This is a genomic window from Neisseria sp. HMSC068C12 (assembly GCF_001814095.1).
GTDB lineage: Bacteria > Pseudomonadota > Gammaproteobacteria > Burkholderiales > Neisseriaceae > Neisseria > Neisseria perflava.
Genome location: NZ_KV814813.1, coordinates 1 through 220, shown reverse-complemented (window position 1 = coordinate 220; position 220 = coordinate 1). Strand labels below are relative to the sequence as shown.

Genomic DNA, 220 nt, shown 5'->3' with positions numbered 1-220 from the left:
CAAAGCAAAGACGAAGGCATCAGCCGCACCCGTTTCGAATACGACCCGATTACCGGCAACCTGACCAAAGCCCGCAACCAACACAGCAGCGTCGAACTCGCCTACGACGAACTCGACCGCCTTATCGGCGAAACCACCGTCCACAACGGCCAAAGCGCCACCGTAGGCTACCAGTACGACCCGTTGGGCAACCGCATCCGCACCATCCTGCCCGACGGCC

The 220-nt window shown here is 61.4% G+C and carries 1 protein-coding gene; it reads left to right on the top strand.

Going from position 1 to position 220, the window contains the following annotated elements; genetic code table 11:
- On the top strand, window positions 1-220 hold a 220-nt coding region (locus tag HMPREF2952_RS06345), incomplete at both ends, for an RHS repeat domain-containing protein (protein WP_141754812.1).